This window comes from Pigmentiphaga litoralis, assembly GCF_013408655.1.
Classification (GTDB): Bacteria; Pseudomonadota; Gammaproteobacteria; order Burkholderiales; family Burkholderiaceae_B; genus Pigmentiphaga; species Pigmentiphaga litoralis_A.
On the sequence record NZ_JACCBP010000002.1, the window covers coordinates 493305 to 514696 of the forward strand.

General features: G+C 65.6%; 16 protein-coding genes. 12 read left to right on the forward strand and 4 right to left on the reverse strand.

Annotated features, from left to right (window positions below; genetic code table 11):
- Positions 1-125 precede the first annotated feature (125 nt).
- The 7 genes from HD883_RS22355 (at position 126) to HD883_RS22385 (ending at position 10904) form a co-directional block, all read left to right on the forward strand.
- Positions 126-4352, forward strand: coding sequence for a YhdP family protein (locus HD883_RS22355; protein ID WP_179589177.1), 4227 nt, complete (start codon positions 126-128; stop codon positions 4350-4352).
- 102 nt (positions 4353-4454) lie between these two features.
- Positions 4455-5279 (forward strand): carbon-nitrogen hydrolase family protein, encoded by an 825-nt coding sequence (locus HD883_RS22360; RefSeq protein ID WP_179589178.1) that lies wholly within the window; start codon positions 4455-4457, stop codon positions 5277-5279.
- Positions 5280-5307: 28 nt separating this feature from the next.
- A complete protein-coding gene (gene tldD / locus HD883_RS22365) occupies positions 5308-6768 on the forward strand; it encodes a metalloprotease TldD (protein ID WP_179589179.1) in 1461 nt (486 codons plus the stop codon).
- A 255-nt stretch (positions 6769-7023) separates the two neighbouring features.
- Positions 7024-7659: a paraquat-inducible protein A gene (locus HD883_RS22370; protein ID WP_179589180.1), complete on the forward strand. Its 636-nt coding sequence runs from the start codon at positions 7024-7026 to the stop codon at positions 7657-7659.
- Between the two features lie 56 nt (positions 7660-7715).
- Positions 7716-8396, forward strand: coding sequence for a paraquat-inducible protein A (locus HD883_RS22375; RefSeq protein WP_179589181.1), 681 nt, complete (start codon positions 7716-7718; stop codon positions 8394-8396).
- Positions 8380-10026, forward strand: a complete 1647-nt coding sequence (locus HD883_RS22380) for a PqiB family protein (RefSeq protein ID WP_179589182.1) — start codon at positions 8380-8382, stop codon at positions 10024-10026. The genes HD883_RS22375 and HD883_RS22380 overlap by 17 nt, the downstream gene beginning before the upstream one ends.
- Positions 10023-10904, forward strand: a complete 882-nt coding sequence (locus tag HD883_RS22385; RefSeq protein ID WP_179589183.1) for a PqiC family protein — start codon at positions 10023-10025, stop codon at positions 10902-10904. The genes HD883_RS22380 and HD883_RS22385 overlap by 4 nt, the downstream gene beginning before the upstream one ends.
- Before the next feature lie 54 nt (positions 10905-10958).
- Here the strand turns inward: HD883_RS22385 and HD883_RS22390 are convergent, their stop codons facing one another.
- The 3 genes from HD883_RS22390 to HD883_RS22400 form a co-directional block, all read right to left on the reverse strand.
- A complete protein-coding gene (locus HD883_RS22390) occupies positions 10959-11774 on the reverse strand; it encodes a DUF3800 domain-containing protein (protein WP_373563468.1) in 816 nt (271 codons plus the stop codon).
- 172 nt (positions 11775-11946) lie between these two features.
- On the reverse strand, positions 11947-12693 hold the full coding sequence (locus HD883_RS22395) for a pseudouridine synthase (RefSeq protein WP_179589184.1): 747 nt from the start codon (positions 12691-12693) through the stop codon (positions 11947-11949).
- Positions 12694-12770: 77 nt separating this feature from the next.
- Positions 12771-13862, reverse strand: a complete 1092-nt coding sequence (locus HD883_RS22400; protein ID WP_179589185.1) for a hypothetical protein — start codon at positions 13860-13862, stop codon at positions 12771-12773.
- Between the two features lie 192 nt (positions 13863-14054).
- Between HD883_RS22400 and HD883_RS22405 the strand changes: the two genes are divergently transcribed.
- Positions 14055-14930 carry an alpha/beta fold hydrolase gene (locus tag HD883_RS22405; RefSeq protein ID WP_373563453.1) on the forward strand — a complete coding sequence of 292 codons (876 nt, stop codon included), beginning with the start codon at positions 14055-14057 and terminating at the stop codon, positions 14928-14930.
- A gap of 304 nt (positions 14931-15234) precedes the next feature.
- Positions 15235-16308, forward strand: a complete 1074-nt coding sequence (gene aroG, locus HD883_RS22410) for a 3-deoxy-7-phosphoheptulonate synthase AroG (protein ID WP_179589186.1) — start codon at positions 15235-15237, stop codon at positions 16306-16308.
- 155 nt (positions 16309-16463) lie between these two features.
- On the opposite strand, the gene HD883_RS22415 is transcribed toward aroG, so the two are convergent.
- Complete coding sequence (locus HD883_RS22415) at positions 16464-17036, reverse strand: cob(I)yrinic acid a,c-diamide adenosyltransferase (protein ID WP_179589187.1); 573 nt, start codon at positions 17034-17036, stop codon at positions 16464-16466.
- Between the two features lie 254 nt (positions 17037-17290).
- Between HD883_RS22415 and HD883_RS22420 the strand changes: the two genes are divergently transcribed.
- From HD883_RS22420 to glcF, 3 genes are all read left to right on the forward strand, one after another.
- On the forward strand, positions 17291-18787 hold the full coding sequence (locus HD883_RS22420) for an FAD-linked oxidase C-terminal domain-containing protein (RefSeq protein ID WP_179589188.1): 1497 nt from the start codon (positions 17291-17293) through the stop codon (positions 18785-18787).
- A gap of 63 nt (positions 18788-18850) precedes the next feature.
- On the forward strand, positions 18851-19936 hold the full coding sequence (gene glcE / locus HD883_RS22425; protein ID WP_179589189.1) for a glycolate oxidase subunit GlcE: 1086 nt from the start codon (positions 18851-18853) through the stop codon (positions 19934-19936).
- A gap of 21 nt (positions 19937-19957) precedes the next feature.
- Positions 19958-21199, forward strand: a complete 1242-nt coding sequence (gene glcF, locus HD883_RS22430) for a glycolate oxidase subunit GlcF (protein WP_179589190.1) — start codon at positions 19958-19960, stop codon at positions 21197-21199.
- The last annotated feature ends 193 nt before the right edge of the window (positions 21200-21392 follow it).

Genomic DNA, 21392 nt, shown 5'->3' on the forward strand with positions numbered 1-21392 from the left:
CGATTGTCTCTCGTTACGCTGTTTTTGATCTGTAGCAGCATAAGCCAGGTTCTACGCGGTAAGCTTCGCCTCAGCCTCCGATCCGGCCTGCCCGGACCGCCGCATCCTCCCCCTGTCCTTCCTACGTGCGTCTGTCTCCTCTGTACCGTCTCGTTGTTCGACCCGCCCTGTTGTTGCTGCTGGCCGGCTACTTCCTGTTCGCGTTCGCGGTGATCGCGCTCCGGTATGCCGTGTTGCCCGCGATCGACGACTACCGGCCGGCGCTCGAGCGCATGGTCAGCAAGCAGGCGGGCGTGCCGATACGCATCGGCGCCATCGACGCCAACTGGATGGGACTGCATCCCCGCCTGGTGCTGCGCGATGTGGACGTGCTGGATGCCGAAGGCCGGGTCGCCCTGGCCTTGCCACGCATCGCCACCCTGTTTTCGTGGCGCAGCCTGCTGGTGTTCGAGCCGCGCCTGCTCCAGTTGCAGATCGAATCCCCGCACATCGACATTCGCCGCGACGCCGCCGGACGCATCTGGGTGGCCGGGGTGTCGTTCGATCCGCGCGAATCCGGATCGCACGCGGCCAGCCGCTGGCTGATGGCGCAAGGTGACGTGTCGATGCGCGGCGGCACGGTGCGGTGGCTGGACGACATGACCCAGGCGCCCGCGCTGGACTTTCACGATGTGGCCTTCCGGCTGCGCAACAACGGGCGCCGCCACCGCGCCGCGCTGCTCGCCACGCCGCCCCCGGCGCTGGCCTCGACCATCGACCTGCGGGCCGAGTTTTCGCATCGCCTGTTCGAGACCCAGCCCACGGATATGACGCGCTGGCGCGGCACGATCTACGGCAATACCGATTTCATCGACCTGCTGGAATGGCGCGCGTGGCTGCCGCTGCCGCAGACCGTGCTGAATGGCTATGGGGCGGTGCGCGGCTGGGCCGACTTCCGCGATGGACGGGTGCACCATGTCCTGGCCGATGTAGCCCTGCATGATCTGGACCTGCAATGGGTGGCCGGCCAGCCGGCCCTGGCGCTGCGGGACCTCGTCACCCGGGTGGACGCGGGCAAGGATGCGTCGGGCCACCGCGTGACCCTGACCGACCCGCGCGTGCAGATCGGCGCGGGCGAAGCCATGACGCCCGGCACGGTCGCGGCGTCGTACACGGCCGACACCAATGCGGGCGAATTGCGCGTGCCCATGCTGTCGCTGGGGGTGCTGCGCGACATGGCGCCCGGCCTGCCCCTGCCCGAGGCGACGCGTACGCGGATTGCGCAGGCGGAACCGGCCGGGCGGCTGGATGATGTGGTGCTGACGTGGCAGGGAGACCCGTTGAAGGGGCTGTCGGGCACGGCCGCCGGTGCGACCACGCAGGCGTCTGCGGCGGCCGCACCCGCCAGCTCCCCGGTCAACCAGCCGCTGCTGCATTCCTTCCATCTGCAAACCCGCTTTTCCGGCCTGTCACTGACGGCCGCCCCGGTGCCGACCGGCAAGGATGTCCACCATCCCCAGCGGCCGGGTGTCACCAACCTGAGCGGCACGCTGGATGCCGGCCCGCGCGCCGCCACCATCGCCCTCAACGCGTCCGACCTGACCCTGACCCTGCCTGGCGTGTTCGCCGCGCCCGTCGTGCCCGTGCAGCGCCTGACCGGTGACATTCGCGTGGACCGTCCGGAACAGGGGCCGCTCACGGTCACGATGTCCAAGGTCGAATTCGAACAGGCCCGCAATCGTGGCCACGTCCAGGCCACCTGGACCGCGCGCGGCCGCACCCCGGCGGGCTCGCTGGACCTGTCCGGGCAACTGACCCGGGCCGATCCGCGCGACGTGCACCGGTTCATTCCGACGGTGGTGCCCGAAGACGTGCGTTTCTGGCTCCGGAACGCCTTGCTGGCCGGTACCGCGTCCGACGTCGACTTTCGCGTCAAGGGCGACCTGGCCGACTTCCCGTACGGCGAAGGCAAGGTCGGCGAATTTCACGTGGCCGGCAAATTCCAGGGCGTGTCGCTGGAAGCAGCAGGCGCGGTGATGGGCAAGCCGGACATCTGGCCGCGCATTGACGACGTGGCCGGCGACTTTGTATTCGACCGTGTGTCCATGACCTTGCGCACGCGGGGCGGCCGGGTAAGGACCGCGCCGGATTCGGCGCTGATGCTGGGCCAGTCCGACGTCCACATCGCCCACCTCGAAAAAGACCCGTTGCTCGAGATCGATACCGACGCGCGCGGCACGGCCACCGACTTTCTGCGCTTCGTGCGCGAAACGCCTTTGGCCCGCATGGGCGGCAAGGTGCTCAGCGACGCCACGGCGACCGGCAATCTGGTGGTGCCGCTCAGCCTGCGGGTGCCGCTCAAGCACGTGGACTTCACGCGCGTCGAAGGCGACATCCAGCTGGCCGGCAACGCCTTCCGCTTCAACGCCGACAGCCCGCCCCTGAGCCGCCTGGCCGGCACGCTGCACTTCGCGAACGACGGCATTTCGCCCAAGGACGTGACGGGCACACTGCTGGAAGGGCCGGTCACGCTATCGGGCGGGCCGCTCGCCAACGGCGTGAACGAACTGGTTGCGAATGGCACGGTGCCGGCACGCGCCCTGCAGTCCTTGTGGCCCGCGCCGGGCATGACGCGCCTGAGCGGGCAGACCGCCTATCGCGCAACCTTGCGGGTGGCGACCGGCCAGCCGCCGCGCGCCGTGATCGAGTCCACCTTGCAAGGCCTGGGGCTGGACCTGCCCGTACCCCTGCGCAAGGCGGCCGCCGACACGCTGCCCCTGCGCGCCGAATGGGGCCCGCAGGAACAGGCCGGCGCGAACGGCGACTGGCTGGCCGCGAGCGTGGGGGGCAGCCTGGTGAACCTGCATATCGAACGGGATCTGGCGGCAGGCAGCGGCCAGTTGCGCGGCCTGCGCGGTGCGCTGGGCGTGAACCGCGCGGCCAGTCTGTCGGGACCCGGGTTCGGGCTGTCGATCGATTTGCCCGTGCTGGACGTGGATCGCTGGCGCACCGTGATGGCGGAATTCGTGTCGCCGGCGCCAGCGCCAGGCGCTTCGCCGTCGACCGCGATGGCCCCCGCCGACACGCCAGGCACGGACACCGCATCGACCCTGGCGGCACCGGTCGCGGTGGTGGCCCCGCCTTCGTCGATGGCGCCCGCCACCGCGCGCCTCTTCAGCCTGAACCGCGTCAACCTCAAGACCGGGTCCCTGCAACTGCACGGCCGGCATCTGGACAACGTCACCCTGTACGCCGCGCGCCAGGGCGCCACGCCGCCTCGTCTGCCGCCCACGGCCTTGCCCGCCGCCCAGCCCGCCACGGTGGAAACCGGCGACTGGCGTGTCGATATCGACTCGGACCAGGTCGCGGGGCGGCTGTCGTGGAATGAAGGCCCGGATGGCACGGCCGGCAAGCTGACCGCGCGCCTGCGCCGCCTGGTGGTGCAGGACGAACCCGGGGCCACGGACGGCAACGAGATCGTCGCCGATCCCAAACCGGTCGACGTGCCGGAAGTGGACCTGATCGCCGACCGCTTCGACCTGTACGGCAAGTCGCTGGGCCGGCTCGAAGTGCAGGCCCAGACGGTCGACCGCGGCCTGGAATGGCAGCTGCGTCACCTGACGGTCAAGAATCCCGATGCCACCCTGGAAGGGTCGGGCGTCTGGCGCGTGGAGCCGGGCGACAACCGCACCACGCGCCGCCGCATGACCCTGGACGCGTCGCTGGATCTTGTCGACACCGGCAAATTCCTGGACCGCATGGGCCTGCCCGCGACCATTGCGGGCGGCGCGGGCAAGGTCAACTCCAAGGTGTCGTGGCTGGGCATGCCGTATTCCATCGACATGCCCACCCTGAGCGGCACGGTGGAACTCGATATCGGCAAGGGCCAGTTCCTGAAAGCCGATCCGGGCATTGCCAAGCTGCTGGGCGTGTTGTCCTTGCAGTCGCTGCCGCGCCGCGTCAGCCTGGACTTCCGCGATGTGTTCAGTGAAGGCTTCGCGTTCGACAGCCTGCGCGGCAACGCGGCCATCCGCAGCGGGGTGGCGCATACCGAAGACTTCCGCATGAACGGCATTTCGGCCACCGTCATGATGGCCGGCGACACCGACCTTGTGCAGGAAACGCAAAAGCTGCGGGTCGTGGTGGTGCCCAAGCTGGATGCGGGCGGCGCGACCCTGCTGTATGGACTGGTGAACCCGGTGGTCGGGCTGAGCATGTTCGTTGCGCAACTGCTGCTGCGCGAGCCATTGGGCGCGGCGTTCACGTATCAGTACGGGATCTCGGGCAGCTGGGCCGATCCGGTCATTGCACGGATCCCGAACGTCGTGCCGCGGCCCGGGCCGGTGGCCAACGAGCCGGTGGCGGCGCCTTGAGGCGAGCCCCCGCAAGCAGGACATGGTTGTCCAGGGCGCCCCGCGTGGCCCCTGCCGTTCTGCGTCACAATACCGTTTTCGACCGCCGGATAGCCGCCTGCCATGCCTGATTCCGCTGACGTTTCCTCGCTCACGCGCGTCGCCGCGCTGCAAATGGTGTCCACGCCCGACGTCCAGGAAAACCTGGACATGGCGGCCGAACTCATCGCCCAGGCGGTGGGGCGGGGCGCCAGGCTGGTGGCGCTGCCCGAATACTTCTGCTTCATGGGCCGGGCCGACCGCGAAAAGGTCGCCCTCCGCGAACCCGAAGGCCACGGGCCGATCCAGGACTTCCTGGCGGGTCAGGCCAAACAGCACGGCATCATTCTGGCCGGCGGCACCTTGCCACTGGCCTGTCCCGATCCCGACCGGGTCTTCAACACCGCGTTCGTGTACGGGCCCGATGGCGCCGTGCTGGCGCGGTACGACAAGATCCACCTGTTCAGCTTCAAGCGGGATGCCGAGTCCTACGACGAGTCCATCAGCATCCGCCCGGGCGGCCAGCCAGTGGCGTTCGAAGCGCCGTTCGGGCGCGTCGGCCTGTCCACCTGCTACGACCTGCGCTTTCCCGAGCTGTACCGGGCGTTGGGCGACACGGCCTTGATTTTGGTGCCGGCCGCCTTCACCTACACCACAGGCAAAGCCCATTGGGAACTGCTGCTGCGGGCTCGCGCGGTCGAAAACCAGTGTTATGTGCTGGCGCCGGCGCAGGGCGGCCGGCATCCCAATGGCCGCAGCACCTGGGGCCATGCCATGCTGGTCGACCCCTGGGGCACCGTGATCGACGTCCTGCCCGAAGGGCCTGGCGTGGTCTGTGGCAACATCGATCCTGCCCGCATTGCCGACGTCCGCAGTTCCCTGCCCGCCTTGCGTCACCGTGTGATGTGACTGTCACGCATTCATCAGAGCTTCCTCCATGCATATCGTAGAACCCAATATCCAGGCCTTTGCGACCGCCAAGTCCTTGCTGCTCGACCCCTGGGGCCTGACCGAGGCCGACCTGTCGCGCGCAATCGGCGAGATCTTCACGCACAAGGTGGACTATGCCGACCTGTACTTCCAGTACACGCGCAGCGAAGGCTGGAGCCTGGAAGAAGGCATCGTCAAGACCGGCAGCTTTTCGATCGGGCAGGGCGTGGGCGTTCGCGCACTGAGCGGCGAAAAAACCGCCTTTGCCTATTCCGACACGCTGTCGCCGGAAGCCCTCATGTCGTCGTCCCGCGCGGTGCGCACCATCGCACGCCAGGGCGCCGGCAAGATCAAGGTGCCGAATCGTTATGCGCAGGGCGACTCGCGCTCGCTGTATTCGGCGCTGGACCCCATCGGTTCGCTGGAAGCCGCCGACAAGGTCGCGCTGCTTGAACGCTTTGAAAAGATGGCGCGCGCCAAGGACCCCCGCATCGTGCAGGTCATGGCCAGCCTGGGCGCCGAATACGACGTGGTGCTGGTGGCGGGCAGCGATGGCCGCCTGGCCGCCGACGTGCGCCCCCTGGTGCGCCTGTCCTTGACCGTGATCGCCGAGCAGAATGGCCGCCGCGAAATGGGCCATGGCGGCGGCGGTGGCCGTACCGGCTTCGAATACTTCACGGACGACGTCCTGGAAGGCTATGTGGAACGTGCCGTGCACGAAGCCCTGGTCAACCTCGACGCGCGTCCCGCCCCGGCCGGCGAAATGACCGTGGTGCTGGGCTCGGGCTGGCCCGGCATCCTGCTGCACGAAGCGGTCGGCCATGGCCTGGAAGGCGACTTCAACCGCAAGGGGTCCAGCGTGTTTTCGGGCCGCATTGGCGAACGCGTGGCGTCCAAGGGCGTGACGGTGGTCGATGACGGCACCTTGCCCGATCGCCGCGGCTCGCTCAATGTCGACGACGAAGGCAACGTGTCGCAGCGCAATGTCCTGATCGAAGACGGCATCCTGAAGGGCTACATGCAGGACTCGCTGAATGCGCGGCTGATGAAGACCCCGGTGACCGGCAACGGCCGCCGCGAATCCTTCGCGCATCTGCCCATGCCCCGCATGACCAACACCTACATGATGAACGGCGACAAAGACCCGGAAGAGATCATCAAGTCGGTCAAGCGTGGCCTGTACGCCGTCAACTTCGGCGGCGGCCAGGTCGACATCACGAACGGCAAGTTCGTGTTCTCGACGTCCGAGGCCTACATGATCGAAGACGGCAAGATCTCGTACCCGGTCAAGGGCGCCACCCTGATCGGCAGCGGCCCGGAAGCCATGACCCAGGTCAGCATGATCGGCAACGACATGCGCCTGGACTCGGGTGTCGGCACCTGCGGCAAGGACGGCCAGAGCGTGCCGGTCGGCGTGGGCCAGCCGACGCTGCGGATGGACGGGCTGACGGTGGGCGGCACCGCCTGAATCTCTTCTAAATCTCCTCGTCCGTCCGGATACCACCGCCGGATGAGGAAAATGTCGCGCCCTGTTGCCATTTCGCTGGTGTGGCGCCCCTTGGCGCCACAGCTTCCCGCACGCCTTGGGATATGATTGGACGGCTTTACATACACTGGTGTTTGTAAATGGTGGCCGGCCAGGAACGTCTTTTGGACGTCCTGACACTGGCTCCTTCTCCTCCGATTCCTCCGGGTCCGTCCTTGCGGCACCCGGGCCTGCGCGATGACCGATACTGGCTTGCCCGATGCGTCCGATGGCGCTGCGTTGAAGGTATGTGAACACTGCGATGCGGTCTATCGCAGGGTTCCCCTCGCGCGCAAGGAAGTCGCCTATTGCGAGCGCTGCGGCACCGAGCTGTATCACGACACGGAACGCCAGTATCGACGGCTGCTGCCGATTGTCATCACCTGCCTGATCGTCTTCTGCATTTGTAACGCCTTCCCCATCGTCGCGATGGAAATCCAGGGCATCCGGACGCAGACCACCGCGTGGGAATCCGTGCTGGTCCTGCTGGACGAAGACATGTTCCTGGTGGCCCTGCTGGTGTTCGCCACCACCATCTTCTTCCCGTTCGTGGAACTGGCCTTGCTGCTGTATGTGCTGGCGCCCCTGGCCGCCGGCCACGTGCCGCCCGGCTTCGGGCTGGTTATCCGCACCATCCGCATGGGCCGCCCCTGGGGCATGATCGAAGTATTCATGCTGGGCATCGTCGCCGCGTTGGTCAAACTGTCGACCATGGCGACCATCGTGCCGGGCATCTCTCTCTGGTCGTTTGCGATCCTGACGCTGCTGCTCACGTCGGTATTGAGCTACGACCCGGCCGAACTCTGGGACCGGGCGGATCAATGCCAGAACTGACCGTTCCCCATCCGCCGCCCATGCGTCCGGACGCTTCGGGCCCCGCGCCGTCCGGGATGCCCCCGGTTGTTCCCGCCGTGACGCCCCACGGCACCGCCGTGGACGACCACGCGCCGGTGCGCACGGCGGCCGAAGCGGGCGTGGTCGAATGCATGCACTGCGGCGCCGTGCATCCGGCCGCCGTGGCGGAGACGGCCTGCGGCCGCTGCGGCGCGCAGGTCCACGCGCGCAAGGTGGCCAGCATCGAGCGCACCTGGGCCTTCCTGATCGCGGCGCTGATCCTCTACATCCCGGCCAACCTGCTGCCGATCATGACGACCGGGACGCTGCTCAGTTCCCAGACCAACACGATCATGAGCGGCGTGGTGTACCTGTGGCTGGACGGCTCCTATTTCGTGGCGGCGGTAGTGTTCATCGCCAGCATCGTGGTCCCTGTCTTCAAGCTCGCGGTGCTGACCATGCTGGTCATCACCACGCAGCGTCGTTCGACCTGGCGTCCGTATGAACGCACGCGGCTCTACCGCATGGTCGAAGCCGTCGGCCGCTGGTCGATGGTCGATATTTTCGTGGTGGCGCTGCTGGCGTCGCTGGTGCGGCTCGATGCGCTCGCCATGGTGACGCCGGAACCCGGCGCCCTGGCCTTTGGCGCGGTCGTCGTCCTCACCATGTTCGCTTCGCTCAGCTTCGACCCACGCCTTATTTGGGACCCGGTGGATACGCATGACACAACAGACTGAACCGCAAACGACCCGGCCCGTGCCCGAACCGGCACGCCGACATCGCAAGGGCTGGCTGCCCTCCCTGGTGTGGCTGATCCCGATCGTCGCCGCCGTGGCGGGCCTGTCGTTCATGTTCAACATCCTTTCCAAGCACGGTCCGTCGGTGGACATCACCTTCCGCACGGCCGAAGGCCTGGAAGCCGGCAAGACCAAGGTTCGCTACAAGGACGTCGACATCGGCCAGGTGCAATCGATCCGCCTGGTGCGCGACCGCACCCACGTCATCGTGAATGTCGAACTGACCAAGGACGCGGACACCTTTGCCGTTGAGGGGTCCCGCTTCTGGGTCGTCAAGCCACGCGTGGCGGCCAGCGGCGTGACCGGGCTGAACACACTGCTGTCGGGCGCCTACATTGGCGTGGATCCCGGCAAATCCGAAGAACGCGTCACCGACTTTACCGGGCTGGAAGTGCCGCCCATTGTCACCACCGACACCCCCGGCAAGCAGTTCGTGCTGCGCGCGACCGACCTGGGCTCGCTGGACCTGGGATCGCCGGTTTACTACCGCCGCATCAACGTAGGCCAGGTCGTGGCGTATGACCTGGATCCGGACGGCACCGGCATCACGCTGCGTGTGTTCGTCAATGCGCCCTATGACAAATTCGTCACTGCCAACACCCGCTTCTGGCACGCCAGCGGCGTCAACGTCCAACTCAATGCCGATGGCCTGAAACTGCAGACGCAGTCGCTTGCGACCGTGGTGCTGGGCGGCGTGTCCTTCCAGGCTTCGCCGTATCTGCCTGCGTCCGACCCCGCCGCCAACGACGCCACCTTTGCCCTTTTCGGCGACCAGGACATGGCGCTCAAGCCCGAAGATGGCGCACCCACCAGTGTCGTCATGTACTTCGAACAGTCCGTGCGCGGCCTGTCGCCTGGCGCCCCGGTGGACTTCCGCGGTGTCGTGATCGGCCAGGTGCGATCCATCGGCATCGAATTCCGCCGCGACAAACGCGCCTTTGTGCTCCCGGTGGTGGTCGACCTGTACCCGCAACGCCTGGGTCTGGGCAGCCGGACCGCCAGCGGCACCACTGCCAACGACATGGATCAGAAACAGATCTATGAAGGGCTGGTCCGGAACGGCATGCGCGCGCAATTGCGCAACGGCAACCTGCTGACCGGCCAGATGTACGTGGCGATCGACTTCTTCCCGGGCACCAAGGCGCCTACGCTGAACCCGAACGGCAAGTCGACTCTGCCCGAATTCCCGACCGTGCCGGGCACGTTCAACGAACTGCAGACGCGTATTGCCGAAATCGTCGACAAGATCGGCAAGTTCCCGTTCGACACCATGGGCCAGGACATTGCCGCGACTTTGGCCAGCCTGCGCACCACCATGGCCACGACGGAACAACTGGTCAGCACCCTGAACGGCAAGGTCGCCCCCGAAATCACGGCCACCATGCAGGACGCCCGTGCCACCCTGCGCGCCGCCGAACAGACCTTCTCGTCCGACGCGCCGCTGCAGCAGGACGTGCGCCGCGCCATGCAGGAACTGATGCGCACCTCGAACTCGCTGCGTCAGCTGACCGATTATCTTGAACAGAATCCCCAGTCGCTGATCCGGGGCAAACCGAAGGACGAACGATGACACCAATCGCTGCACCGCGCCGGACGAAGACGGGACTGGCGTCCACAAGCTGGAAGGCGTTTCGTCGGGGCGCTTCGGGAGGCGGGGCGTCGCGTGCTGGCGCGGCGGACGCGACGGTCGCGCTGTCTGACGCGACACTGCGGTCCGCACCTGGCCGCCTGCCGTCGGGCCTGACCTCCTGGGCGCTCGGCTTGGCCGCCCTGGGACTGGCAGCATGCGCCGGTCCCTCGGCGCCCCGCATCTACACGCTGCAGGATCCGTCCGCGATCGTTGGGGGCGCGCAGATGGCGCCGGGTTCCGATCGGATGGCATCGCCTGCCGCGGCCGGCGGCGTTTCCGCCGCGGCCGGCAATACGTCTGCTGGTGCAGGTAATGCTTCGGCCTCCGGTCCGACCCGCTTCATCGACGTCGCCCCCGTCATCATTCCCGAACGCCTGCGCCGCCGTCAACTTGTGCTGCGCACCGACGCTACCCAGCTGCGGGTGCTGGAAGAAGACCGCTGGTCCGCATCCCTGGCCGACGAACTGCACGATGCGATTTCCTTCGGACTGCAGTCGCAGCTGAACGCCGCCGACGTCTCGCAGACCGGCCTGGCCGGCAAGGCGCCGTCCTACCGCATCTCGATCGAGTTCAACCAGCTCGACGCCCAGCAGGGTGGGGCAGTACGGGCCAACGTGTCGTGGCTGGTCAAGCAGGTTTCCGGACCGAACGGCCGTGTCTGCCAGGCCCGCTTCGACGCCCCCGCCGGCGCGCAAGTGGCCGACGTGATCGTGGCGCATCAACGCATCGTCGGGCAGGTAGTCGACGCCGTCGCCGCCAGCCAGCGCGCGTTGGAAAGCGGCGGGACAGCGCCGTATTGTTCGGCGTCGGTGGGGTGACCTGAAAGCTGCTCAGCGCGTTACTTTAGATCTGCTTTGGGCTAGACTACAGGCCTAAGTGGATTGGGGGTTCCCGGTCGGCGTCTTGGCCTCGGTGGGTTCATCGGGGCCTTTGGCTTTTCTGGGCGGGAAAATCTTCAGCCCCACTTCTTCATATCGCACGCCCAGCTGCGCACGGCCGCCGTCACGGAAGAATTTCCTCTTCAGCAGATCGAATGCTTGATTCGGTTGGTGAGGCCTGACGTAGCTCAGGCCGACTGGCCTGGCAACCAAGTCCGCAAGCTGCAAGCCGGCAAGATTTGTTTGTTTGTTCGCGAAAACAACGTCGAACGGCAAGATGCGATTGGTTGGATTGTCGCCATCGCAGATCCGACGAAACTCAAGTTCCAATTCGGAATCCTCCTTCTTTCCGCGGCACTCGACGACGACGTGGGTCTTCAAGTGGTCTTGGTTTTTCTCCGCGAGAAAGCAGCGCAGTGCTTCCAGACATAGGCCCAACGCAAGGTGGTAGGGATTCGTCGCAGCATCTGGCGTTTTGATAAGCCGCGTCTTGTCGACGACGCATGCAATCAAAACAAAGTTGCTTGCTTCAACAATTGAAGATAACTGTTCCATGAACGCCCGGCGCGTCGGGAGGTGAGCAAGAAATCCAAAGTCGCCTTTCTGCTTGCGTATTTCGTTCTCGTGCAGCACCACACTGTCGTGGCCGAAATAGTTGAACTTCAACTTCTCGATTGCAGGAATGATCTTCTCTGCGTAGTGCCGCTCGTGAAAAATGCACAGTGCGAGCACGAAGACCGGGTACTCCTGATCTATCTTCGCCAGGGAGTGATCGCCGCTTTCGTCGACTACACCACAAAGTCGCTGAATCGCCGGTCGGTAACTTCCGCTCGATCCCTTTCTGTTGGAATCGCCTCGAACGTCTCGAACAGTCCGTACTGGGTGCCAGGAGAGATCACAAGGATGCCTTTTCAGCAACGGCAAGCGTTAGGGGCCGCCACACTCACCGGCTTGGACGGCGATGTCGATCATTTTGCCGGGCCTAGAAGCTTTCGTCCGCCGCCAGATATCGCCACTCTCCGGTCGGCAAATCCCCCAGCGTCACCTTGCCGATCCGCACGCGTTTCAGCCCGACCACTCGCAGGCCTACGGCTTCGCACATGCGGCGGATCTGGCGCTTCTTGCCTTCGCGCAAGGTAAAGCTCAGCTGATCCTCGTTCTGCCAATACACCTTGGCTTCTTTCAGCGGCTTGCCGTCCATCGTCAGGCCGTGATTCAGCAATTGCAGGTCCGACTCTGGCAGGCGGCCGGGCTTGTGGTACTGCACGCGCACCAGGTATTCCTTGTCCACGTCCGACGTTTCGCCGATCAGATGCTTGGCGATGCGGCCGTCTTGCGTCAGCACCAGCAGGCCGACCGAGTCGATGTCCAACCGGCCGGCAGGCACCAGATTGCGCAGCTGATTGGGCTGGAACTGGGTCGGTGACCGATCCAGTTTCCAGCGCGTGCGCGAACTGATCAAGGACACGGCGGGGCGATATCCGTCTTCGGCCTGACCGCTCACAAAACCGACGGGCTTGTTGATCAGGATGGTGACGCGGCGCGCCTGCTCATTGCTGGCCTGGCGTTCCACGGTGATCTTCTGTTCGGGCAGCACCTTGCTGCCCAAGGTCGAGACGACGACGCCATCCACGCGCACCCAGCCGCGTTCGATCCATTCATCGGCTTCGCGGCGGGAGCACAGGCCGAGTTCGGACATGCGTTTGGACAGGCGTAAAGGTTCGGACATGCTCAACAGATCAAAGAAGGGGAACGGGGCATTTTAGTCGCAATCACTGTGGCGTCTTGCGTGGCATCCACCAACGCTTACGCCTTGCCCTTCATGAACCATCCCGCGGCCGCGCACAGCAGCAGGAACAGGATGCCGGCGATCCATATCGATCCCGTCGTCTGATACGCCACCACTGTCGGTACGCCCACGGCCACGGCCACCAGCCATCCGAGCAATTTATTTTCGCGCCTGACAGGTCGCTCCGGCCGAATGGTCGCAGCGGGCGCGCCGGCGGTGGCAGAGGCGCGATCCGTGGCAGACGCCCCAGCCGCCCGATCCGCAGCCCGACCCGCAGCCGGACCCGCAGCCCGACCCGCCCCCAAGCCGGCACCCCCATCCAGCGCACCTGCCTGCGCAGCGGTCCCCGCTCCGCCCGCCGACTGCGTCACCCTGGCCGGCTCGGCCACCTCGGCATCCACCGGCAACTCCACGTCCACCACCTCGGGTTCCGGTTCCGCCTGCGTAAAGTCGTGGCCATGGCCGGTCAACAGATGCATCCGGTCCGGCCGCAGCATGGCGCGCGTTCGGTTGATATCCGCAACGATCACATTGTCGGATGCAGCATCCCCCGCGAGCGTCAGGGCATCGAAGTCTTCAAGCGCCTTTTGCAGTTCGGGACCAAACTCTTCCACATCCGGCAGCCCGCTCGTGCGGCAGAGCACATACGGCCCGTAGTGCAATCGCAGGTGCCGCGCAAAGTTGTCGATGATGCGCGCCACGTCAGTTGGCGCGCCGGTTGCCCCGTCCGCCCCAGCCTCAGCGCCAACCCCCGTCCCGACCCCCGTCCCGACCCCCACATCCGTCCCCAACCTCAACCGCTCCACCAGCAGCGGCGCGCGCTGCGCCAGCGTGGCCAGCGCCCGTTCCAGTGACGTCACCAGATACGGATACTGCGTGTCGCCATACTCCATCATGTCTTCACGCGCGTCGCTGTCCAGGTCCTCGTCGTCGATCAGACGCGCCCAATGCAGATCCATGGGCGTGTACAGTGCCAGCCACAGGAGTGGAATGAACGCATTGGCTTCCAGCTCGGGGCCGCCTTCAAGAAAAAATGCCTCCCATTCACGGCTGCTGCCATCAGGCATGCGGGGGTTGGACGTGGCGTTGAGGAAGACGGGATGGCTCATGGCAAGGGTCGTAGTGGAAACAGGGTTTCCTTATACGCTAAGCCGCCACGCCTTTGAAACCGGCGACGGCATCGGCCTGGCCACCGGCTTGGCTCAGCAGGTCGCTGTGTTCCCGGAGCCCAGGCAACCCCCGATGGTACGATTCCCGCGTCCCCCACCCCCCGCGCGGGTGTTTCGCCGCCCGCTTTGCCCGTGTCCCTGACTGCTGACTCCATCGCGCCGCATCCCATCCAGGACTTTGCCCAGGCCGCCGCGATCATCGCGCGCCTGGAATCCCTCATCACCCGCCACGACGTGCAAGCCCTGGGCGAACACGTCACCTGGCGCAGCCTGGGCGCGGGCACACCGCTGGTCCTGATCCACGGGGGGCATGGCAGCTGGCTGCATTGGGTGCGCAACATCGAAGCGCTGGCACAGCAACACACCGTCTACATTCCGGACCTGCCCGGCTATGGCGCGTCGGGCCCGATGACCACGTCACCCGACGACCTGGACCACCTGGTGCGTGTCACCGTCGCCAGCCTGGACCAACTGATCGGCGACACCACACCTATCCACCTTGCCGGCTTTTCGTTCGGCGGCCTGGTGGCCTCGCACATCGCGGCGACACGCGGCCACGTGCGCAAGCTGGCCTTGCTGGGTTCGGCAGGCCACGGCACGCCGCGGCGGCAGACGCTGGCGATGGTCAACTGGCGCCGGTCGACCGACGACGCCGCGATGCTGGACGACCTGCGCCACAACCTGCAGGCGCTGATGCTTCACGACCCGGCGCAGATCGATGCGCTGGCGCTGACCGTCCATCGCGATGCCTGTGTGAACACGCATTTCCGGTCCAAGAATCTGTCGCAGTCGGGGTCGGTCGCCGCCGTTCTGGCGCCGCTGACGGTGCCGATGCGCTTCGTATGGGGAGAGTTCGACGCGACCGCGCAAGCGGAGCTGGCGGGGCCGGTGCTGCAGGATGGGCACCCGGAACGGCGGTGGGACGCGATGCCCGGCGCGGGTCATTGGCTGATGTTCGAGCGGCCCGACGCGGTCAATTCCCTGATGCTTGCGTGGTTTACGGATTGACCCCTGCGCGAAAAAACCACAGGATTGTTGGTTGCTCGGCCGCAAAGGGCCTGCTAGTATGAATCCCATGAACGCCGCTTCCCGCCATTTTTATTTTTACTTTTTTGGATTTCCAATGCCGCTGGCGGAGGAAAGGAAGCGTCGTACGTAACGAATTCCTGCCCCAAAAAAGCCGCCAGCTACCCTGGCGGCTTTTTTTATGCGCCGCGGGGTGACCCCAAGACATCCGGGGACTGGCGTCCGAATCGGGCGACCCACTGACTACCCTCATAACAAGATCCGCAGCCCCTTCAGGAGAACACCCGTGTCGCACAATACCGATGACTTGCGCATTCGTGAAGTCAAGGAACTCGCTCCCCCCTCGCACCTGATGCGCGAGTTGCCGTGCAGCACCGACGTCGCCACCACGGTGTACAACGCCCGTCAGGCCTCGCACCGCATCCTGCATGGCATGGACGACCGCCTTATCGTCGTGATCGGCCCCTGCTCGATTCACGACACGCAGGCCGCGCTCGATTACGCCAGGCGTCTGAAGGTCCAGCGCGACCTGTACGAAGGCGAGCTTGAAATCATCATGAGGGTGTACTTCGAAAAGCCGCGCACCACGGTGGGCTGGAAAGGGCTGATCAACGATCCGGATCTGGATGGCAGCTTCGCGATCAACCGCGGCCTGCGCACGGCGCGCCAGGTGCTGCTGGAAATCAACGAACTGGGGCTGTCGGCCGGGTGCGAATACCTGGACATGATCACGCCGCAATACATTGCCGACCTGGTGGCATGGGGCGCCATCGGTGCCCGCACCACCGAAAGCCAGGTGCATCGCGAACTGGCGTCGGGCCTGTCGTGTCCGGTGGGCTTCAAGAACGGTACCGATGGCAACGTCAAGATCGCCGTCGACGCGATCAAGGCTGCATCGCAACCGCATCACTTCCTGTCGGTCACCAAGGGCGGCGTGTCGGCCATCGTGTCGACCAATGGCAATGAAGACTGCCATCTGATCCTGCGCGGCGGCAAGGCGCCGAACTTCGACGCGGCCAGTGTCGAAGCCGCGTCGCTGGACATGGCCAAGGCCGGTCTGGCGCCGCGCATCATGATCGATGCAAGCCACGCCAACAGCAGCAAGAAACCGGAAAACCAGCCCCAGGTGATCGACGACGTCGCGCGCCAGATGGAAGCGGGCGACACGCGTATTGTCGGGGTGATGGTGGAAAGCCACCTGGTGGCGGGCCGTCAGGATCTGATCCCGGGCCAGCCGCTGGTCTATGGCCAGAGCATTACCGATGGCTGCATCGACTGGGACAGTTCGGTCCAGGTGCTGCAGCGCCTGGCGCAGGCGGTCAAGGCGCGCCGCCTCGCCGTGGGTCAGTCAGGCAAGTAAGCGAGCCGGGCCGACGCCTGTCGGTCGAGCGCTGTGGGTCCGGCGCTGCCAGCTCTACGCCGTCTACCCTGCGCCGTCTACCCTGCGCCGTCTGCCCTGGGCGTCAGTCCTGCGCGTCAACCCCGCGCTTCAGTCCCGCGCGTCAGTCCCGCGCTTCAGTCCTGCTCAGCGGCGGCGCGCGCGTTCCGTTCCGACCGCCACAGCACATCGTTGCCCCCGTTGACCCGGTTCAGGGTGCGGGCCAGCACGAACATCAGGTCCGACAGGCGGTTTAGATAGTGCCGCAGCGTATCGTTGATCGGCTCATTGGCCTCCAGCGACACCACGCTGCGTTCGGCGCGCCGGCACACCGTGCGGGCCACATGGGCCAGCGCCGCGGCGCGTGACCCGCCCGGCAGAATGAACTCGCGCAGGGGAGGCAAGGGCGTGTTGTAGCGCGCCAGCCATTCATCCAGCCGCAACACCTGTTCAGGCTTGAGCAGCGTGAAGCCCGGAATGCTCAGTTCGCCACCCAGGTCGAACAGGTCGTGTTGAATGTCGAACAGGTCCCGCGCCACGTCGTCGGGCAGGTCTTCCGTCAACAGCAGGCCGATGGTGCTGTTGAGCTCGTCCACATCCCCCATGGCTTGAACGCGCAGGGCGTCCTTGGCGGTACGCGTCCCGTCGCCAAGCCCGGTCGTGCCGTCATCACCCGTGCGCGTGGCAATGGCGGAGAGTCGGTTACCCATGAAGTACTCCAATCATTCAAATGGCGCGTCGAACGCGCAAGCAGCGATTTTGGCACTCTTTGCCAGACTCACGGTTACCGGTTGTTGGCCGGGACATGACGACAGGGAATGTGGCTCATCGTTAACCCAGGGCCATCGCCCCAAGACCCGCGTCCTGTCACGTTTTGTGGCGCGCAAGCCCTGAATCCTGCGGGTTTATCCGCTGTGCGTTCCAGGGCGCGCAAGCTATCTTCAAGGGGTCATGGAGATTGCGGATGAACGCCCCTTTGGACGTTGGGCATAACCTGGGCATTGCTGCCCGTCAGGCTGAAGTCGTGGAAGCATTGCGCCGGGTCGTTCCCCCGCATTGCGTGCTCTACCGCGAAGAGCAGACACGCCCCTACGAATGTGATGGTCTTGCGCTGTTCCGTCAGTTGCCAATGGTGGTCGTGCTGCCCGAAACCGAAGCGCAAGTGCAGGACGTCCTGCGTCTGTGCAAACGGCTGGCCGTGCCGGTCGTGGCGCGCGGTGCGGGCACGGGCCTGTCGGGCGGGTCCATGCCGCATGCCGAAGGCGTGCTGCTGGGCCTGGCCAAGTTCAACCGCATTAAACGGATCGACCCCACGGCGCGGCTGGCGGTGGTCGAACCTGGCGTACGCAACATTGCAATTTCGGAAGCGGCCGCGCCCCATAAGCTGTATTACGCGCCCGATCCGTCAAGCCAGATCGCCTGCACCATCGGCGGGAACGTGGCCGAAAATTCGGGCGGCGTGCACTGCCTCAAGTACGGCCTGACCGTCCATAACGTGATGGCGGTTCGTGTCGTGACGGTGGACGGCGATGTGGTCGAGTTCGGATCCGAAGCGCTCGATGCGCCCGGCCTGGACTTGCTGTCGGTTTTTATCGGGTCCGAAGGCATGCTCGGCGTCGTGACTGAAGTCACCGTCAAACTCGTCCCGAAACCTGCTCTGGCGCAAGTGATCATGGCCAGCTTTCCCACGGTCGAAGCCGCCGGTGATGCGGTCGCCAACATCATCGGGGCCGGCATCATTCCGGCCGGCCTCGAGATGATGGACAAGCGCGCGACCGGCATGGTGGAACCCTTCGTGCAGGCCGGGTACGACCTGGACGCCGCCAGTATCTTGCTGTGCGAATCCGACGGCACACCCGAAGAAGTCGCCCACGAAATTGCTCACATGATTTCGGTATTCGAAGGCAGTGGCGCAACCCGGATCCAGGTGTCGCGCAACGAGACCGAGCGGCTGCTGTTCTGGGCTGGCCGCAAGAATGCCTTTCCGGCGGCGGGCCGTATCTCGCCCGACTACTACTGCATGGACGGCACCATTCCGCGCCGCCACCTGAGCCGCGTGCTGTCGGCGATCGAAGCGATGGAAGAAAAGTATGCGCTGCGCTGCGCCAACGTGTTCCATGCGGGCGATGGCAATCTGCATCCGCTGATCCTGTTCGATGCCAACGATCCGGAAGAGGTCCAGCGCGCCGAGCAGTTCGGCGCCGAGATCCTGGAGCTGTGCGTGGAAGTGGGCGGCACGGTCACCGGCGAACACGGCGTGGGCATGGAAAAGATCAATCAGATGTGCGTCCAGTTCGCGCGTGAAGAACTCGATGTCTTCTTTTCGGTAAAGCATGCCTTTGACGCCAGCGGGCTGCTCAATCCGGGCAAGGCCATTCCGACCCTGGCGCGTTGCAACGAGTACGGCCGCAGTCACACCCATTCGGCAAACGTCCGGTTCCCCGAGATCCCGCGTTTCTGACATCTTTCGTCTTCTGCAGCGTGCCGGTGGGGCGCGCTGCTTTCTTTTTGGCCACGCGTTGCTATGGATGTCCTGTTATCCGATGTGCGTGCAAGGGTGATCCTTGCGAATGCGGCAAGCAAGCCGCTGACGATCCGCGGGGGCGGCACGAAGACCTTCTACGGCAATCCGCCGCCCAAGGGGGCCAGCGTGCTGGACATGTCCAGCTATGCCGGGATCATCAGCTATGAGCCCACTGAACTGGTCATTACGGCGCGTGCGGGAACGCGGCTTGCCGACCTGGAAGCCGAACTGGCCAGCCGTCACCAGATGCTGGCGTTTGAACCGCCGCACTTTGCCGTGGGCGCCACCATTGGTGGATGTGTCGCGGCGGCCCTGGCCGGTCCGCGGCGGGCCACATCGGGCGGCGTGCGGGACTACGTGCTGGGCGTAAGAATGATGGATGCACAGGGCAGGGTGCTGCGTTTTGGCGGCGAGGTCATCAAGAACGTGGCGGGCTACGACGTGTCGCGTTTGCTGACCGGGTCGCTGGGTACCTTGGGGATCTTGCTCGACGTGTCCCTGAAGGTGCTGCCGCGGCCTGCCGTCGAGACCACCTTGTGTTTGCCGATGACCGAGTCGCAGGCGCTGCACGCGATGAATCAATGGGCCGGGCAGCCCTTGCCCATCAGCGGCACGGCGTGGGTTGGCGAGGGCACCGAAGGCGGCTTGCTCAGCGTGCGGCTGTCGGGTTCGACGGCGGCGGTCTCGGCGGCGCGTGCCCGGATCGGCGGCGATGTGATGGACGATGGCGACGTCTTCTGGCGCGCCTTGCGGGACCATCGCCATCCGTTCCTGACGGCCTGTCCGTTGTGGCGCGTGTCGGTGCCGTCGACCACGCCCGCACTGAACCTCGGGCCGACCTTGATCGAGTGGGGCGGCGCGCAGCGATGGCTGACCGGCCCGCACCTGGCCCGGCCGATGCGTGCGCAGGTACGCGACCTGGGCGGACATGTGACGCTGTTTCGCGCGGCTTCCGAAGCGCAAGCGCATGAAGTGGGGGTATTCCAGCCGCTGACGGCAGGCCTGGCGGCGATCCATCATCGCCTGAAAAACGAATTCGATCCCTCGGGCGTGTTCAACCCCGGGCGGATGTATCCCGGCCTGTGAGCCGAAGGCGTACCGACTGTCATGCAGACCCAGCTTGCCGAATCCCTGAAAGACACCGCCGACGGCCAGGAAGCCGACGCGATCCTGCGCAAGTGCGTCCATTGCGGTTTCTGCACCGCCACGTGCCCCACTTATCAGGTCACGGGCAATGAACTGGACAGCCCGCGCGGTCGCATCTACCTGATCAAGCAGATGCTGGAAGGCGAGCCTGTCACGGCCGAAACGCAAGGCCATCTCGACAGCTGCCTGACCTGCCGCAATTGCGAATCGACCTGCCCGTCAGGCGTGCAGTACGGCCATCTGGTGGACATTGGCCGCAAGATCGTCAATGAACGGGTGCCCCGGTCCCGCACCGACCGTTTCAAGCGCGCGGTGCTCAAGGAAATGATCGGGTCGCCCGCCTTCAACCTGGCCATGCAGGCCGGGCAGGCGCTGCGCCCCATGTTGCCCGGCGTGCTGGCCGCCAAGGTGCCTACGCGGCGGCCGGCGGGCAACGTTCGCGCGGCCAGACATGCCCGCAACGTGCTCATCCTTGCCGGGTGCGTGCAACCGGCGATGATCCCGGCCATTGATGCCGCAACGATCCGGGTGCTCGATGCCATCGGCGTGGGCGTGCGCGTGGCGGCAGGATCGGGCTGTTGTGGCGCCGTGCGCTTCCACCTGGATGACCAGGACGGCGCCAAAACCCAGATGCGTGCCAACATCGACGCCTGGTGGCCCGATATCGAAGCCGGCACCATTGACGCCATCGTCATGAACGCATCGGGCTGCGGCGCCATGGTGCGCGAATATGCCCACCACCTGCGCCACGATCCGGTCTATTCCGGCAAGGCCGTTCGCGTGTCCGACATGGTCCGCGACATTGCCGAAATCATTGCGCCCCACGCCGATGCCTTGCGACCCCGCGTCACAGCGGGCCTGCCGGCCGGGTCGACCGGGCGCGTGGCCTTCCATCCCCCCTGCACCTTGCAGCACTGGCAGCGCCTGCGGCCCGTGACCGAAAAGCTGCTGGTCGACCTGGGCCTGACCCTGCAGCCCTTTACCGACAGCCACCTATGCTGCGGGTCGGCGGGCACCTACTCGGTGCTGCAGCCAGCCATGGCGGGCGAACTGCGGCGCCGGAAGCTCGACGCCATCGAGGCCGGCGATCCGGAAATGATCCTGTCGTCCAACATCGGCTGCCTGACCCACCTGCAGGGCGGAACGAAAATTCCTGTGCGGCACTGGGTCGAACTGGTGGATACGGCGCTGGCCGCGGGCTAAAGCCGGGCTGAAGCTGGGCGGATTTCGGGCTGACAGCAGGCTAGTTTCGAGCCAATTCCGGGCCCACTCCGGGCTAACTCCGGGCTAACTCCGGGCCAATTCCGAGCCAATTCCGGGCCAATTCCGGGCCAATTCCGGGCTAAGTCCCGGCCCACACCACGGGCCAGGTCCGGGCGCAATTCAGCGGCGCCAT

Excerpts from the sequence above, each read along its gene's own strand:
- HD883_RS22360 (WP_179589178.1), top strand. The coding sequence starts at position 4,455 with ATGCCTGATTCCGCTGACGTTTCCTCGCTCACGCGCGTCGCCGCGCTG.
- tldD (WP_179589179.1), top strand. The coding sequence starts at position 5,308 with ATGCATATCGTAGAACCCAATATCCAGGCCTTTGCGACCGCCAAGTCC.
- HD883_RS22370 (WP_179589180.1), top strand. The coding sequence starts at position 7,024 with ATGACCGATACTGGCTTGCCCGATGCGTCCGATGGCGCTGCGTTGAAG.
- HD883_RS22375 (WP_179589181.1), top strand. The coding sequence starts at position 7,716 with ATGCCCCCGGTTGTTCCCGCCGTGACGCCCCACGGCACCGCCGTGGAC.
- HD883_RS22380 (WP_179589182.1), top strand. The coding sequence starts at position 8,380 with ATGACACAACAGACTGAACCGCAAACGACCCGGCCCGTGCCCGAACCG.
- HD883_RS22385 (WP_179589183.1), top strand. The coding sequence starts at position 10,023 with ATGACACCAATCGCTGCACCGCGCCGGACGAAGACGGGACTGGCGTCC.
- HD883_RS22395 (WP_179589184.1), bottom strand. The coding sequence starts at position 12,693 with ATGTCCGAACCTTTACGCCTGTCCAAACGCATGTCCGAACTCGGCCTG.
- HD883_RS22400 (WP_179589185.1), bottom strand. The coding sequence starts at position 13,862 with ATGAGCCATCCCGTCTTCCTCAACGCCACGTCCAACCCCCGCATGCCT.
- HD883_RS22415 (WP_179589187.1), bottom strand. The coding sequence starts at position 17,036 with ATGGGTAACCGACTCTCCGCCATTGCCACGCGCACGGGTGATGACGGC.
- HD883_RS22420 (WP_179589188.1), top strand. The coding sequence starts at position 17,291 with ATGAACGCCCCTTTGGACGTTGGGCATAACCTGGGCATTGCTGCCCGT.
- glcE (WP_179589189.1), top strand. The coding sequence starts at position 18,851 with ATGGATGTCCTGTTATCCGATGTGCGTGCAAGGGTGATCCTTGCGAAT.
- glcF (WP_179589190.1), top strand. The coding sequence starts at position 19,958 with ATGCAGACCCAGCTTGCCGAATCCCTGAAAGACACCGCCGACGGCCAG.